Source organism: Streptomyces sp. VRA16 Mangrove soil (assembly GCF_017377775.1).
Taxonomy (GTDB): Bacteria; Actinomycetota; Actinomycetes; order Streptomycetales; family Streptomycetaceae; genus Streptomyces.
The window spans coordinates 74,131-89,518 of sequence record NZ_JAFVLN010000019.1 but is presented as its reverse complement, the minus strand read 5'-3'; the positions used below and the strand labels follow the sequence as shown (position 1 = coordinate 89,518).

Here is a 15,388-nt window from a genome sequence, read left to right as displayed (position 1 = left end):
GCCCAGGGAGCTGACGAGTCATGGAACTTCACGACGTCTGGTTCGTACTCATCGCGGTCCTGTGGACCGGGTACTTCTTCTTGGAGGGCTTCGACTTCGGGGTCGGCATCCTCACCAAGTTGCTGGCCCGTGACCGCACCGAGAAGCGGGTCCTGATCAACACGATCGGCCCGGTCTGGGACGGCAACGAGGTGTGGCTGCTGACCGCCGGCGGCGCGACCTTCGCCGCCTTCCCCGAGTGGTACGCGACCCTGTTCTCCGGCTTCTACCTGCCGCTGCTGATCATCCTGGTCTGCCTCATCGTCCGCGGTGTGGCCTTCGAGTACCGGGCGAAGCGGCCCGAGGAGAAGTGGCAGACCAACTGGGAACACGCCATCTTCTGGACCTCGTTGATCCCGGCGCTGCTGTGGGGTGTGGCCTTCGGCAACATCGTGCGCGGCGTGAAGATCGACAAGAACTTCGAGTACGTGGGCAACTTCTGGGATCTGCTCAACCCGTACGCGATCCTGGGCGGCCTGGTCACCCTGACCCTGTTCACCTTCCACGGCGCGGTGTTCACCGCGCTGAAGACCCTGGGGGACATCCGGGAGCGGGCGCGCAAGCTGGCGCTCACCCTCGGCCTGGTGACCGCGGTGCTCGCGCTCGTCTTCCTGATCTGGACCCAGGTGGACAACGGCGACGGCGGCTCGCTCGCAGCGATGATCGTGGCCGTGGTCGCGCTGGTCGGTGCCATCGGGGCCAACCAGCGCGGGCGCGAGGGCTGGGCGTTCGCCCTGTCCGGCGTCACGATCGCGGCGGCCGTCGCGATGCTCTTCCTGACGCTGTTCCCGAACGTCATGCCGTCCTCGCTCAACCCGGACTGGAGCCTGACGGTCACCAACGCCTCCTCCAGCCCGTACACCCTGAAGATCATGACCTGGTGCGCCGGCATCGCGACCCCGATCGTGCTGCTCTACCAGTCGTGGACCTACTGGGTGTTCCGCAAGCGCATCGGCACCAAGAACATCGCCGATGCCGCGCACTGAGTCCTCTGGCTCGACCCGCCTGATGTGAGGGTGTGTTTCACGTGAAACCGATCGACCAGCGTCTGCTCCGGTACGCCCGGGCCACCCGCTTCTTCCTGCTCGCGGTGGTCGTTCTCGGCGCCGCCGGGGCGGGCCTGGTCATCGCTCAGGCGATGCTCGTCGCCGAGGTGGTGGTGGGCGCCTTCCAGCACGGCTTCGACGTGGGTGAACTGACCACGCCGCTGGTTCTGCTGGCGGTCGTCGCGGCCGGCCGGGGACTCGTCTCCTGGCTGACCGAGCTGGCCGCGCACCGGGCGAGCGCGGCGGTCAAGTCGGAGCTGCGGGGGCGGCTGATCGAGCGGGCCTCGCAGCTCGGTCCCGGCTGGCTGAGCGGGCAGCGCACCGGTTCGCTGGTGGCGCTCGCGACGCGCGGCGTGGACGCGCTGGACGACTACTTCTCGCGCTATCTGCCGCAGTTGGGGCTCGCGGTGGTGGTCCCGGTGGCGGTGCTCGCCCGCGTCGTCACCGAGGACTGGGTGTCGGCGGCGATCATCGTCGGCACGCTGCCCCTGATCCCGATCTTCATGATGCTCATCGGCTGGGCCACCCAGTCCCGGATGGACCGTCAGTGGCGGCTGCTCTCGCGGCTGTCCGGGCACTTCCTGGACGTGGTCGCGGGCCTGCCGACCCTGAAGGTGTTCGGCCGCGCGAAGGCGCAGGCCGACTCCATCCGCAAGATCACCGGCGAGTACCGCGCGGCCACCCTGCGCACGCTGCGGATCGCCTTCCTCTCGTCGTTCGCCCTGGAACTGCTGGCGACCCTGTCGGTCGCCCTGGTGGCCGTCACCATCGGCATGCGGCTCGTGCACGGCGAGATGGACCTCTACGTGGGCCTGGTGATCCTGGTCCTCGCGCCCGAGGCGTATCTGCCGCTGCGGCAGGTCGGGGCGCAGTACCACGCGGCGGCCGAGGGGCTCGCGGCGGCGGAGGAGATCTTCGCCGTCCTGGAGACCCCGCTGCCCGAGTCCGGCACGGGCGAGGTGCCCGCGGCCGGTGGCATCGCCTTCGACCGTGTGTCCGTCCGTTACGACGGGCGGACCGAGGACGCCGTCCACGACGTCTCCTTCGACGTCGCCCAGGGCGAGACCGTCGCCGTCGTCGGGCCCAGCGGGGTGGGCAAGTCGACCCTCCTGAGCGCCCTGTTGGGGTTCGTGCGTCCGCGCAGCGGGCGGATCCTGGTCGGCGGCTCCGACCTCGGCGAGGTGGCGCGGGAGGCGTGGCACGCGCGCGTGGCGTGGGTTCCGCAGCGGCCGCAGCTGTATGCCGGGTCGATCGCGGACAACGTACGGCTCGCGCGGCCCGGCGCCGACGACATGGCGGTGCGGGACGCGCTGCGCGAGGCCGGCGCCCTGGAGTTCGTCGACGCGCTCCCCGAAGGGGCGGCGACCGAGCTGGGCGAGGACGGGGCCGGGCTCTCGGCCGGACAGCGGCAGCGGCTCGCGCTGGCGCGGGCTTTCCTCGCCGACCGGCCCGTGGTGCTGCTCGACGAGCCGACGGCCGCCCTGGACGGCGAGACCGAGGCAGGCATCGTCGAGGCGGTGCGGCGGCTCGCCGTGGGCCGTACCGTGATCCTGGTCGTGCACCGGCCGGCGCTGCTCGCGGTCGCCGACCGGGTGGTGCGGATCGCCGAGCCGGTCGCCGCGGGGCGGACGGGTCAGGCCCTCGCCCCGGTGGCCGCGGAGAGCCTCACGGCGCCCCGGGGCACCGCCGAGGCAGGCCGGGAGACGTCTGCGGACGCGCCCGAGGGCGGACGGCACGTGCTGGCCCGGCTGCGCGCCGCGGCCCGCCCGCGCCGCTCCCGGCTCGCCCTCGCGCTGCTGCTCGGCGCGCTCGCGCTCGGCAGCTCGGTCGGCCTGATGGCGACCTCGGGCTGGCTGATCTCGCGGGCCTCGCAGCAGCCTCCTGTGCTCTACCTGATGGTCGCGGTGACGGCCACGCGCGCGTTCGGCATCGGCCGCGCCTGTTTCCGGTACGCCGAGCGGCTCGTGTCGCACGACGCCGTGCTGCGGATGCTGGCCGACACCCGGGTCGCCGTCTACCGGCGCCTGGAGCGGCTTGCCCCCGCAGGACTGCGCACCAAGCGCCGCGGCGACCTGCTGTCCCGGCTCGTCGCCGACGTGGACGTGCTCCAGGACTACTGGCTGCGCTGGCTGCTGCCCGCCTCGGTGGCCGCTCTCGTGGGCGTGGGCTCCGTGGCGTTCACCGCGTGGCTGCTGCCCGCAGCCGGGGCCGTGCTGGCCGTCGGACTGCTGCTCGCCGGGGTCGGTGTGCCGCTCCTGTCGGGCGCCGTGGCCCGCCGCGCCGAGCGGAAGCTGGCTCCCGCGCGCGGGGTGCTCGCGACCCGGGTGACCGAACTGCTCACCGGAACCGCGGAACTGACGGTCGCCGGCGCTCTGCCGCACCGGACGCGGGACGCGCGCGAGGCCGATTCCGTGCTGACCCGGATCGCCTCGCGGACGGCCACCGCGACCGCGCTCGGCGACGGCCTCACCGCGCTGATCACCGGCCTGACCGTGGCCGCCGCGGCGCTCGTCGGCGTCCAGGGCGTACGCGCCGGAGAGCTCGACGGGGTCGCCATGGCGGTGGTCGTCCTCACCCCGCTCGCCGCGTTCGAGGCCGTGCTCGGGCTGCCGCTGGCGGTCCAGTACCGGCAGCGGGTCCACAAGAGCGCTGAGCGGGTGTACGAGGTCCTGGACGCGCCCGAACCCGTACGCGAGCCCGCGCGGCCCGCACAGGCGCCGCAGGACCCCTTCCCGGTCGTCGTGCGCGATCTCGTCGCCCGGCACGAGGGCCAGGCGCGGGACGCGCTCGCGGGCGTCGACCTGACGCTCCCGCGGGGCCGCAGGGTCGCCGTCGTCGGCCCGTCCGGCTCGGGCAAGACCACGCTCGCGCAGGTGCTGCTGCGCTTCCTCGACGCGGACTCCGGGACGTACACGCTCGGCGGCACGGACGCCGCCGCCCTGGACGGCGACGACGTACGGCGCCTGGTCGGGCTGTGCGCCCAGGACGCGCACCTCTTCGACAGCACCGTCCGCGAGAACCTGCTGCTCGCCAAGAAGGATGCCGACGAGCACGAACTTCGGGCCGCGCTGGACCGCGTACGGCTGCTGGAGTGGGCGGACGCGCTGCCCGAGGGGCTCGACACTCTCGTGGGCGAGCACGCGGCGCGGCTGTCCGGCGGGCAGCGGCAGCGGCTGGCGCTGGCCCGTGCGCTGCTCGCCGACTTCCCGGTGCTCGTGCTCGACGAGCCCGCCGAGCACCTGGACCTGGAGACCGCGGACGCGCTCACCGCGGACCTGCTGGACGCCACCCGGGGCCGCACGACCGTGCTGATCACGCACCGGCTCGCCGGTCTGGACGCCGTGGACGAGGTCGTCGTGCTCGACGGCGGCCGGGTCGTGCAGCGCGGCGGCTACGCCGAGCTGGCCGCCGTGGACGGGCCGCTGCGGCGGATGCGGGAGCGGGAGGCCGAGGCGGAGCTGCCGGCCGGAGCGGGGGCCGGGCGGTGAGCGAGGCTGGTCCCCGCGGCGAACGCCGACTTTCCTCGCTAAATAGGACTAACTAGGCTCAAGGTCATGGCAGCACCTCCCGACCCCGCCGTGCCCGACCCCCACTCCATGGAGGCGGCCACCCAGGCCACGCGCAGCCTCCAGGGCCTCTCGACCGAGCTGACCGCGCGGGTGCCGCAGCTCCTCGAAGCGATGCGGTCCGTGGGGACCGGCCTGGAGCTGCACTCCACGCTGGACCGGATCTGCGAGACGGCCGCCGAGCTGGCCGACGCCCGGTACGCGGCGATCGGCGTCGTCGCGGAGGACGGCAAGGGGCTGTCGGACTTCGTCTACTTCGGCGTCGACGAGGAGACCGCCGCGCGCATCGGGCGGCTCCCCGACGGGCACCAGGGGCTGCTCGGTGCGCTCATCCAGGACCCGGAGCCGGTGCGCCTCGCGGACCTCGCCGACGACCCGCGCTCGTGCGGCTTCCCCGAGCACCACCCGCCGATGCGGACGTTCCTGGGCGTCCCCATCCGCGTCCAGGGAGATATCTTCGGCAACCTGTACCTCACGCAGAAGCGCGGCGGCGGCGAGTTCAACGACTACGACCTGAACATGGTCCGGGTGCTCGCCACCGAGGCCGGCATCGCCATCGGCAACGCGCGTCTTTACGAAGCGGCCCGTCAGCGCGAGCGGTGGATCGACGGATCGGTGGCCGTGACCACCGCGCTGCTCTCCGGCGGCGACGCCGAGGACGCGCTGCAGGTGGTCGCCGAACAGGCCCGCCAGCTGTCCGAGTCGGCAGCGGGGATCGTGCTGTTGCCCGCGGCCGAGGGCGGCATGGAGATCGTCGCCGTCGCCTCCGACCGGCCGTCCGCCGCGCTCGGCGCGATCGTCCCGCCGGAGAGCGAGATCGTCGCCGAACTCCTCGACGGACAGGCCGTGTTCATCGACGACGCGGCCGCCGACCCGCGCGTGATGACCGACATCGGGCGCAACTACGGTCCGGCGATGATGCTGCCCCTGCAGAGCGACGGCCGCGTCCTGGGGACGCTGGTGATGCCACGCGCGCGTGGCGCACGTCCGTTCAGCGAGGCGGAGCGCACGCTCGCCAGCCAGTTCGCCGCGCAGGCCGCGCTCGCGCTGATGATGGCCGAGGCGCAGCGCGACCGGGAACGGCTGGCCGTCTTCGAGGACCGCGACCGCATCGCGCGGGATCTGCACGACCTCGTCATCCAGCGCCTGTTCGCCACCGGGATGATGCTGGAGACGGCGCAGCGGCGCTCGGTCGTGCCCGAGGTGCAGGCCGGGATCGGCAAGTCCGTCGACGAACTCGACACCACCATCCAGGAGATCCGCACCGCCATCTTCGCGCTCCAGCAGGGTCCGGCCGAGGCGCCGTCCGGGCTGCGCACGCGCGTGCTGCGGGAGATCAACATGACGGCCGTGCCGCTGGGCTTCAAGCCCTCGCACCGCTTCCTGGGGCCGGTCGACACGGTCGTCGGCGAACTCACCGGCAAGAACCTCATCGCGGCCCTCAGAGAGGCCCTGTCGAACGCGTTCCGGCACGCGCGGGCCGACCGTATCGACGTCGTCGTGGACGCCGGTGTGATCCTGCCGGACGGGCGGCAGGGGGTGCGCCTGACAGTCGCCGACGACGGCGTGGGCATCCCGGAGGGCGGTCGGCGCAGCGGCCTGAAGAACCTCAAGCGGCGGGCCGAGTCGCTCGGCGGCGACAGCTGGTACGGGCCGGGCATCGGGGACGAGGGCGGCGGCACCACGGTGGTGTGGCAGGCGCCGCTGTGACCCGCCGGGTTCCCTGATTTGGCGGTACGTTTCTGCGCCGTCCGGGGCAAGCGTCGCCCCGGACGCGGGACGGCGCGGACGCAGCGGGCAGCCATCCGGGACATGCGTCCAGGACACCGCCGTTCCAGCAGCTCGTTCGTCGTACCCGCGGTGTTGTTGTGCCTGCTCCTCGCACTGGGCGGCACGCCCGCCCTCTCCGAGGAGGGCCCTGAGCCGAGCGCCCGGGTGGCCCGGCTCCTGGAGGAGGCGTCGACGGCGACGCAGCACTACGAAGAGGGGCGCAAGGCGGCGGCCGTCCAGAAGGGCAGGGCGCGGAAGATGGAGCGGCTGCTCGCGCGGGAGCGACGGGAGATCGCCGCGCTCCACGACGACCTCGGCCGGATCGCCCGCGCCCAGTACCGCAGCGGCGGCGACATCCCGCTCACGGCCCAGATGCTGCTCAGCGACCGCCCCGAGGAGCTGATGCACGGTCAACGGGCCGTCTGGCAGGCCGACCTGGCGGTCAACAACGCCGTGGACAAGAGCCGCCGTGCCGAGCACCGGCTGGCCGTCGGGCAGCGCAGGGCGACGGCCGCGTGGCACGCCCTGGAAGCGCGCAATGTGGAGCTCGCGCGCATGAAGGACGAGATCCGCAGCAAGCTGGAGACGGCGCGCCAGCAGCTGCAGAGCGAGGCGAACCAGTCGGCCGCGGCCGGCCAGTGCCGTGGCGCCGTCCGCCTCGACCAGCCCGAACTGCGCACCACGCGCGCGTGGTTGCCTCCGGTGGAGCACTACGCGTTGTCCGCGGGCTTCGACAGCGCGGGCGCCCACTGGGCCCACCGGCACACAGGCCAGGATTTCGCGGTCTCCATCGGCACCCCGGTACGGGCGGTGGGGGCCGGACGCGTGGTGAGCGTGTCCTGCGGTGGGGGATTCGGCATCGAGGTCGTCGTGCAGCACCCCGGCGGCTACTACACGCAGTACGCGCATCTGGCGGCCGCCGCCGTCGACCAGGGCCAGCAGGTGTCGGCGGGCCAGTGGATCGGCCAGTCCGGCACCACCGGCAACTCGACGGGGCCGCACCTGCACTTCGAGGTGCGGCTCACGCCGTACCTGGGGTCGGGGATCGACCCGGTGACGTGGTTCGCCGAGCGCGGCGTCAGGCTGTAGCGCGGGCCGCCAGCAGCTCCTCGATGACGCGGGCGACACCGTCCTCGTTGTTGGTCGCCGTCACGCCCGTCGCGGCCGTGAGCACGTCGGGGTGGGCGTTGCCCATCGCGTAGGAGGCGCCGGCCCAGGCGAGCATCTCCATGTCGTTGGGCATGTCCCCGAAGGCGACGACCTCCGCGGGGGAGATGCCGCGCTCCTGGCAGCACAGTTCGAGGGTGCTCGCCTTGGAGACGGTGCGCGCGCTGATCTCCAGCAGGGCGCTCGGGCTGGAGCGGGTGATGGCCGCCAGGTCGCCGACCGCCCGGCGGGCCAGCGTCAGGAACGCGTCCGGGCCGAGCTCCGGGTGGTACGCGAGCAGCTTGAGGATCGGCTGGTCGGCGGCGGAGCCCTCGGCGTGCTCGCCGCTCTCGGTGCTCTCGGCGCTCTCGGTGCTCTCGGCGAGCAGCTTCTCGGCGGGCGCGACGCTCTTGGCCGGGTCCAGGTGCAGCGGCGGGTACGCCGGCTCGTGGTGCAGTCCCCCGGTCCGCTCGACCGCGAACGACGTGCCCGGTGCCGCCGCGCGCAGGATCCGTACGACCTCCAGGGTGTCCGGCACCGTCAGCTCACGGATCTTGACGAACCGGTGCTGCCCTGGACCCCCGTGCAGATCCACCACGGCCGCGCCGTTGCCGCAGATCGCCAGGCCGTGGCCGTGGACGTGGTCGGCGACGACGTCCATCCAGCGGGCCGGGCGGCCCGTGACGAAGAAGACCTCGATACCGGCCTCCTCGGCGGCGGCGAGCGCGGCGACCGTACGAGGAGAAACGGTTTTGTCGTCGCGCAGCAGAGTGCCGTCGAGGTCCGTGGCGATCAGCCGGGGCGCGGAGAGGGCCGGAGTCCGGGGCCCAGGAGTCGGTGAGGTCACCGCACCATGGTCGCGCATATGCGCGCACGCCCGTGCGGCGGGTTGCGCAGATGAGTGCGCTACGGGCCCAGCGGCCCCACCCGTCGCACGACGACACGGAACGGTTCTGGTCCCTGTGTCAGCCGAGCCGGACGAGCGCCTCGGTGGCGATCTGTTCGAAGACCTTCTGGTCGGCCGCGAAGGCCGTGTCAGGAATCGGCCAGTGCACCACGATCTCGGTGAATCCCAGCTCACGGTGGCGTCCCGCGAAGTCCACGAACGCCTCGACGGACTCCAGCGGGCGGCCCCGGTCCGGGGTGAATCCGGTGAGCAGGACCTTGTCGAGCTCGGCCACGTCACGGCCGATGGCGTCGCAGGCCGCGGTGAGCTTCTCGACCTGTCCGCGAATGGCCTGAATCGACTGCTCGGGCGTGCCCGTCTCGAAGAGCTTCGGGTCGCCGGTGGTCACCCAGGCCTGGCCGTGGCGAGCGGCCAGCTTCAGGCCGCGCGGCCCGGTCGCGGCCACCGCGAAGGGCAGCCGGGGGCGCTGCACACAGCCCGGGATGTTCTGGGCGCCGCCCGCCGAGTAGAACGCGCCGTCGTACGAGACGCCCTCCTTCCCGTCCTCGGTGAGCAACCGGTCGAGCAGCGGCACGAACTCGGCGAAACGGTCCGCACGCGCGCGCGGGGACCACGGTTCCTGCTCGCTGTGCGCCAGGGCGGTCGCGTCGAAGCCGGTGCCGCCCGCGCCGATGCCCAGCGTGATCCGGCCGCCCGAGATGTCGTCGAGCGAGATCAGTTCCTTGGCGAGGGTCACCGGGTGGCGGAAGTTCGGCGAGGTCACGAGGGTGCCCAGGCGCAGCCGCGCGGTGGCCGTCGCGGCGGCGGTCAGCGTGGGGATCGCGCCGAACCACGGGCCGTCGCGGAACGGCACGCGCCAGGACAGGTGGTCGTACGTGTAACCCGTGTGGAAGCCGAGTTCCTCGGCCCGCACCCAGGCCTCGCGAGCGCCCTCGTGCCAACGGCGGTAGGGCAGGATCACGGTGCTCAGGCGGAGCGGGGACTGGGGCGTGCGGGCCGTGTCGGTCATGCCTGTGAGCGTATGCGGAGCGGTCGAGGGGCGCGCGGGCGGTGCCGGGGAGCGCCGGAGCTCCGGGGGCGGGGTGGGTGGCGATGCGGGCCCGGCGGTCCGGGACGCGGTGGCCGTCCCGCGTGCCGGAGGTCAGCGCACGCGGCTGCTCAGCCACCCGGTGAGGCCGATCATCGGCAGGAACTCCTTGTACGTACGGTCGCCGGGCAGCGGCACGACGAGCCGGTAGCCGGGCGGGAACCGCTTGCCCCGGACGTGGGCCAGACCGCCGTAGCAGGACCGAAGGAACGCGGGGACCTCGTCGCGCGGGACGTCGTGGAACTCGACGCCCTCGACCTTGATCAGCGCGTCGTCCTCGGGGAAGAGCCGGACGTCGATCCGTGGGGTGCCGCCCAGTTCCACATAGGCCTCGTGGGGCAGCGAGCCGTCGGGGTCGGCGGTGACGCCCACGCCCGCGTGGGAGCGGCGGGAGGTCTGGTCCGCGCCGATGTCGTGCGTGACCTCGATCTCCAGGTCGAACTCCCGGGCCACCTCACGCAGCGCGGCGACGGCCGCCTCTGTCGTGGGCAGACGGGGGTGGTGCGGGTCGTGCGGCCGGTTCGCGTGGTCCATATCTATGGATCTTGCCTCAGAGGGCTCGCCCGCGGTCCGGGTGTGTCAGGAAAAGCGGAGGTAGCGCGGGGGGACGGCGGCGGTCAGCCAGACGCCGTTGGCGCTTCGGCGGAAGGTGTGGCCGTCGCGGTGCATCGCGCCCGCGTCCACCGGCAGCACGACTGGGCGGCCGCGGCGGGCGCCGACGCGGGTGGCGGTCTCGCGGTCCTCCGACAGATGCACGTCGTGCCGGGCCATGGGGCGCAGTCCCTCGGCCCGGATCGCGTCCAGGAAGCGGGCGACGGTGCCGTGGTAGAGGTACGCGGGCGGTTCCACGGGGGTGAGGCCGAGGTCGACGTCGATCGAGTGGCCCTGGCTGGCGCGGATGCGGGTGCCCTCGATCGCGAAGCGCCGCTTGTCGTTCGTGGCGACGACGTGGTCGAGCTCGGCGCGCGTGATCCGGAACCGGTGCGCCGCCGCGGCCGCGAGCAGTTCGTCGATCTCCACCCAGCCCGCCTCGTCGGGCGTCAGGCCGATGCGTCCGGGCTCGTGCCGCAGGTGTTTCGAGAGGTACTTCGACACCTTGACGGTGCGTTGTTCGTCCATGGCGTCAGGGTGCCCGAGCCGCTCGGTAATCTCCTCCCAAATTTTCGGCTCGCATGTTTGATCCACAACCAAGTCCAGTTATCCACAGGGGAATTGGCAATTCTGTGGACAACTCACAGGCAGTAAGGTCTACTTGACCAACAAGGCGTCATTTGTCATGACTTGATGCAAGTGCGTCCAATGTCCTTGCTTGTACCTCGCGTTGGGCCGCCGCCGCAATGAACGCCGCGACGTTCTCCGGCCCAACCAGACCGCGCACGGCGCGCATTGTCTCCGCGGGCAGGGCCACCGACTGCGGCTCGTCGGCCGGTGCCGCGACCGGACCGGCCGCCAGGTGCCGGTGCAGATGACGGGTCGCGAACAACCGCATCGCGCGCGCGAGTTCGACATCCACCGACTGCTGGGCGAGCGGCCGCAGCCGGCGGACGAGCGCGGCCGCCTCCGCCGCTTCGGCGTCCGTCGGTGGCTGCGGACCGAGATAGCGCGCGAAGACGTGCTCGGTGGTGAACTCCAGGAAACGCGCGGCTATGTGCTCGACCTGTCCCCTCAACTCCCTGAGATGACCGGAGATTGCTGACAGCGGAACACCGGACGCGTACAACTCGGCGGCCACCGCGAGCTCTTGAGGGCTCGGCACGAGGAACTCGGCGTCGTTCCCCGGGTCCCGCTCCAGCACGCCCAGCTCGATCGCGTCCTGCACCGCGGCCTCGTCGGGGTCACCGCCGAACATCGCGTCGAGCTCGGCCCGGGTGATGCGCCCCGCCCGCTCGTCCGTCCACGGCTTGTCGACCTCGGCGACCAGGCCGAGCACACCGCCGAGACCGCGCCCCGCGTCCCAGGCCTCCAGGAGCTCCTTGATGGAGGCCAGGGTGTAGCCCCGGTCGAGGAGGTCGGCGATCTGGCGCAGCCGCGCCAGATGCGTGTCCGTGTACACGTTGGCCCGGCCGCGCCGCTCGGGGCGCGGCAGCAGTCCGCGGTCCTGGTAGGCCCGGATCGTGCGGACCGTGGCGCCGCTGTGGTGGGCCAGGTCCTCGATCCGGTACTCGGCGCCCGGCCGGCCCGTCCTGTCGGCCCTGTCCGGCCCGCCCTCCCGTCCCGTCACGGCCGATCGCTCTGCCACGCCCCACGCCCCTCGGTCGTACCCGGTCACACCTGTGGAAGGTCCCGGACGCCTCACGCGATCGCCGAGCGGCCGATCGCGCCCGCCGCGGCCCGCGCCGCGGGCGACACCGCCAGATACTCGACGGCCCTGCGCAGCGAACCCTCCTGCGAGGGATGGTACGACCGGCGCAGATAGCGCGGTATCGCCGCGTCCAGGTCACGCCAGGAGGGCAGCAGGCCCTTGCGCACCGCCTTGTTGTGCTCGGCCAGCGAGTAGCGCGGGCGGCCGGCGAGCTGAGGGTCGTGCCGTGCGAGGAAGGCGGCGCCCCCGAGCCCACGCGTGCGTGGGCCTGGCCGGGTGAACAGGGCCAAAGACGACGAGGAGGCCCTGAACCATCTCACTGGTGGAGCAGGGGCCCCGTACGTTGGCGCCATGTTCGGCGTCCCAGGTCGTATGGACGACGGTATCTGAGCAATAGGAGGACCTTGCAAGCCGCTAGTCGGATCGTCATTCCTTCGGGTGACGAGAAAGGTGTTCTCGACCAGGGACAGGCCCTCCTTGAAGACCTTCACGAACCAGCGCTCCCCCGCGGGCAGCAACAGATGCAGCACGTTGATGACGTGGGTGGCCGTCGGCTCGTCCGGTATCCAGTGCAGCGGCGTCGCCTCCCAGTCGAAGGAGACGCGGCGCGGAGTGATCGCGTGGTGCTCGCCTTTCGCGGGGTCCGGTGCGTCGTCGGTGCTCACAGCGGCGGCTCCAGCCGGGCGACGGCGCGCAGGGCCCTGGGGGTGAAGCGGGACATGAGGTGGGCGCCGCGGGCCTCCGGGGTGACCGGCACGACCGCCTTGCTGTGCACGACGGCGGCGAGGATCGCGTCGGCGACCTTCTCCGGCGGATAGTTGCGCAGGCCGTACAGGCGCGAGGACTTCTTCTGCCGGCGCTGCTCCTCGGCGGCGTCGGCGCCCACGAAACGGGCCGTCGCCGTGATGTTCGTGTTCACCAGCCCGGGGCAGATCGCGGAGACGCCGATGCCCCGACCGGCCAGCTCGGCGCGGAGACACTCGCTGAGCATGAGGACCGCGGCCTTGGAGGTGGAGTAGGCGGGGAGCGCCTTCGAGGGCTGGTACGCGGCCGCGGACGCGGTGTTCACGATGTGGCCGCCCTGCCCGCGCTCGGCCATCTGCCTGCCGAACAGCCGGCAGCCGTGGATGACCCCCCACAGGTTCACGTCGAGGACCTTCTTCCAGTCCTCCGGCGTCGTGTCGAAGAACGAGCCGGACAGACCGATGCCCGCGTTGTTCACCAGGACGTCGACCACCCCGTACTCGGCGGCGACCTTCTCGGCGAGCTTCTCCATGGCCTGCTCGTCCGTGACGTCGACGGTCTCCGCCCACGCCTGGGGCGCGCCGATGAGCTGGGCCATCTCGGCGGTGCGCGCGACGCTCTCGGCGTCCCGGTCGACGGCGATCACACGCGCGCCGGCCTCGGCGAACGCGAACGCGGTGGCCCGCCCGATGCCGCTGCCCGCCCCGGTGACGAGCACGAGCTGGCCACCGAACCGGTCCGCGTACTTGCCGTCGGCCACCTTCTGCTGTGCGGGCACCCCCGCCTCCTGCTCCTCGTGGGCCGTCACGAACGCGCCGATCCAGGCGGTGAGCTGATCGGGCCGGGTGCGCGGCACCCAGTGCTTGGCGGGCAGCGTGCGGCGCGTCAACTGCGGCGCCCACAGCTCCAGCTGGTCGTACAGCTTCGGCGACAGGAAGGCGTCCCCGAGCGGCGTGATGAGCTGCACGGGCGCGTGCGCGTACGCGTCGTCGCGCGGGTGGGTGAGCCGCGCCCGTACGTTGTCCCGGTACAGCCAGGCACCGTGCGCGGCGTCCGAGGGCAGGGACGCCGTCGGGTAGTCGCCGGACGGCACCCGCTCCACGCGCTCCAGGATCTTCGGCCAGCGCTTGCCGAGCGGCCCGCGCCAGGCCAGCTCGGGCAGCACGGGCGTGTGCAGCATGTACACGTACCAGGACTTGGCGCCCTGGCCGAGGAGCTGGCCCACCTTGCGGGGCGTGGGCCGCTTCATCCGCTGCTTGATCCAGTGCCCGAAGTGGTCGAGGGACGGGCCCGACATCGACGTGAAGGACGCGATGCGACCCTCGGTGCGCTTGACCGTGACGAACTCCCACGACTGCACCGAACCCCAGTCGTGCCCCACCACGTGGACGGGCTTGTCCGGGCTCACCGCGTCGATGACCGCCACGAAGTCGTCGGTGAGCTTCTCCAGGGTGAAGCCGCCGCGGAGCGGCTTGGGCGCGGTGGAGCGGCCGTGGCCGCGTATGTCGTAGAGGACCACATGGAACCCGCAGCGGTCGGCGAGCCGGGTGGCGACCTCCGACCAGACTTCCTTGGAGTCCGGGTAGCCGTGCACGAGCACGACCGTGGGCCGCGCCGCGTCCCCGGTGTTCCCCAGCTCCACCACGTTCAGCTCGACGCCGCCCGTGTGCACCGTGCGCTCGCGCGCGCCGTGGATCTTCGTCAGGTCCGTCATCAGATGCCCTCCGCCCAGCGCCGCACGTGCGGCAGATCGTCGTCCAGCCAAAAGGCGCTCTCCTCGGGGTCCTTGGAGTCCGTGACCACGAGGAGCTCCTCGAACTTGGCGCCCGTGCCCCGGAATCCGAGGTGGGGTTCCACCGCCCACAGGCCGGGCCGCGGCGGATGGTCGGAGAACTTGTACGGCGACCACAGTGGCGACCAGCCGTCCCGGTGCCCGTGCAGCGCGTCGCTCGCCAGACCCTTCAGCGACTGCGTGCCGAAGCCGAACAGCGTGGGGTTGACGCGGCGCGGCCTGACCCGGTCGACCTTGTGCGCGATCACGCCGAAGGGGTAGGCCCGGTGCCGGTTCGCATACCCCTGGCGTCCCATCAGCCGGTCGACGTCCTCGTAGATCTCCCGCAGCGTGCGCCGCTCGCGGACCTCGCGCAGGATCAGCTCCCGGTGGTCCTTGAGGTCCGAAAGGAGCTTGTCGTGCAGGGGGTTGAGGCCGAGGCAGCCCGAGTAGCCGATGTCCGCGGTGTGTCCCTTGTACACGGGGGCCATGTCGAGGATGAACGGCATCCCCGCCTCCAGCCTCCGGTTCGTGGGGAAGAACTGCAGCGGTATGCGGAAGTTCACGAACGCCGTGCGGTCCCCGAACCAGGCGAAGGGCAGATGGAACCAGTCCCGCACCCCGCGCTCGCGCAGCCACTCGCGCTGCATCCGCGCCGCCTCGCGCTCGGTCACCCCTGGCTTGAGCTGCGCCGCGACCGCTTCCGCGCACTCGTACGCGAGCGTCTGCACTTCCTTGAACCCCCGCAGCTCCGCCGAGAGTTCACGTACCACTGCTGAGGTCATGCCACCGTCCGTCCGGGTCACGGCCGCCCGGATCCCGTGACCGGGCCGTCGCCGTACGCGCTCGTAACTTGACACTGATGAATGTGACAATGGCTGACGGCGACGTCAAGAGGCCGGGGCAAGACTGTGGAAAACCCGCCGGTTGTGCACAGCGCCGCCCCCCGGGGCGGGCCGGCGCCCGCGGGGCGGCGGGCTACTCGGGGATGACCCCTACGGACCCGTAAT

Annotated in this window: 12 protein-coding genes; 4 read left to right on the top strand and 8 right to left on the bottom strand. The window is 72.2% G+C overall.

Annotated features, from left to right (window positions below; genetic code table 11):
- Nucleotides 1-20: 20 nt before the first annotated feature.
- The 4 genes from cydB to J3486_RS36575 all read left to right on the top strand — a co-directional run bounded on the left by cydB (nucleotide 21) and on the right by J3486_RS36575 (nucleotide 7,510).
- Nucleotides 21-1,025, top strand: coding sequence for a cytochrome d ubiquinol oxidase subunit II (gene cydB / locus J3486_RS36590; RefSeq protein ID WP_207828123.1), 1,005 nt, complete (start codon nucleotides 21-23; stop codon nucleotides 1,023-1,025).
- Between the two features lie 41 nt (nucleotides 1,026-1,066).
- Nucleotides 1,067-4,573 (top strand): thiol reductant ABC exporter subunit CydD, encoded by a 3,507-nt coding sequence (gene cydD / locus J3486_RS36585; RefSeq protein WP_207828122.1) that lies wholly within the window; start codon nucleotides 1,067-1,069, stop codon nucleotides 4,571-4,573.
- Nucleotides 4,574-4,639: 66 nt separating this feature from the next.
- Nucleotides 4,640-6,361: a GAF domain-containing sensor histidine kinase gene (locus J3486_RS36580; protein ID WP_207828121.1), complete on the top strand. Its 1,722-nt coding sequence runs from the start codon at nucleotides 4,640-4,642 to the stop codon at nucleotides 6,359-6,361.
- Between the two features lie 102 nt (nucleotides 6,362-6,463).
- Entirely contained in the window at nucleotides 6,464-7,510 is a 1,047-nt protein-coding gene (locus J3486_RS36575; protein WP_207828120.1) for a M23 family metallopeptidase, read from the top strand.
- Here J3486_RS36575 and J3486_RS36570 read toward each other — a convergent pair.
- From J3486_RS36570 to J3486_RS36530, 8 genes are all read right to left on the bottom strand, one after another.
- Nucleotides 7,500-8,432 carry an HAD-IIB family hydrolase gene (locus J3486_RS36570; RefSeq protein ID WP_207828119.1) on the bottom strand — a complete coding sequence of 311 codons (933 nt, stop codon included), beginning with the start codon at nucleotides 8,430-8,432 and terminating at the stop codon, nucleotides 7,500-7,502. The two genes, J3486_RS36575 and J3486_RS36570, sit on opposite strands and share 11 nt — an antisense overlap.
- A gap of 100 nt (nucleotides 8,433-8,532) precedes the next feature.
- The gene (locus J3486_RS36565; RefSeq protein WP_207828118.1) at nucleotides 8,533-9,483 is read right to left on the bottom strand and encodes an LLM class flavin-dependent oxidoreductase; all 951 of its coding nucleotides are present in this window, start codon (nucleotides 9,481-9,483) and stop codon (nucleotides 8,533-8,535) included.
- Nucleotides 9,484-9,615: 132 nt separating this feature from the next.
- Nucleotides 9,616-10,095, bottom strand: a complete 480-nt coding sequence (locus tag J3486_RS36560; RefSeq protein WP_207828117.1) for a hypothetical protein — start codon at nucleotides 10,093-10,095, stop codon at nucleotides 9,616-9,618.
- A gap of 45 nt (nucleotides 10,096-10,140) precedes the next feature.
- Nucleotides 10,141-10,680, bottom strand: a complete 540-nt coding sequence (locus tag J3486_RS36555; protein ID WP_207828116.1) for an RNA 2'-phosphotransferase — start codon at nucleotides 10,678-10,680, stop codon at nucleotides 10,141-10,143.
- A 148-nt stretch (nucleotides 10,681-10,828) separates the two neighbouring features.
- Nucleotides 10,829-11,782 carry a MerR family transcriptional regulator gene (locus J3486_RS36550; protein ID WP_207828206.1) on the bottom strand — a complete coding sequence of 318 codons (954 nt, stop codon included), beginning with the start codon at nucleotides 11,780-11,782 and terminating at the stop codon, nucleotides 10,829-10,831.
- A 71-nt stretch (nucleotides 11,783-11,853) separates the two neighbouring features.
- Nucleotides 11,854-12,528: a metal-dependent hydrolase gene (locus tag J3486_RS45290; protein WP_374194812.1), complete on the bottom strand. Its 675-nt coding sequence runs from the start codon at nucleotides 12,526-12,528 to the stop codon at nucleotides 11,854-11,856.
- A complete protein-coding gene (locus J3486_RS36535) occupies nucleotides 12,525-14,321 on the bottom strand; it encodes an SDR family oxidoreductase (protein WP_207828115.1) in 1,797 nt (598 codons plus the stop codon). The genes J3486_RS45290 and J3486_RS36535 overlap by 4 nt, the downstream gene beginning before the upstream one ends.
- The gene (locus J3486_RS36530; RefSeq protein ID WP_207828114.1) at nucleotides 14,321-15,163 is read right to left on the bottom strand and encodes a M24 family metallopeptidase; all 843 of its coding nucleotides are present in this window, start codon (nucleotides 15,161-15,163) and stop codon (nucleotides 14,321-14,323) included. Before J3486_RS36530 ends, J3486_RS36535 begins: the two co-directional genes overlap by 1 nt.
- Between the last annotated feature and the right edge of the window lie 225 nt (nucleotides 15,164-15,388).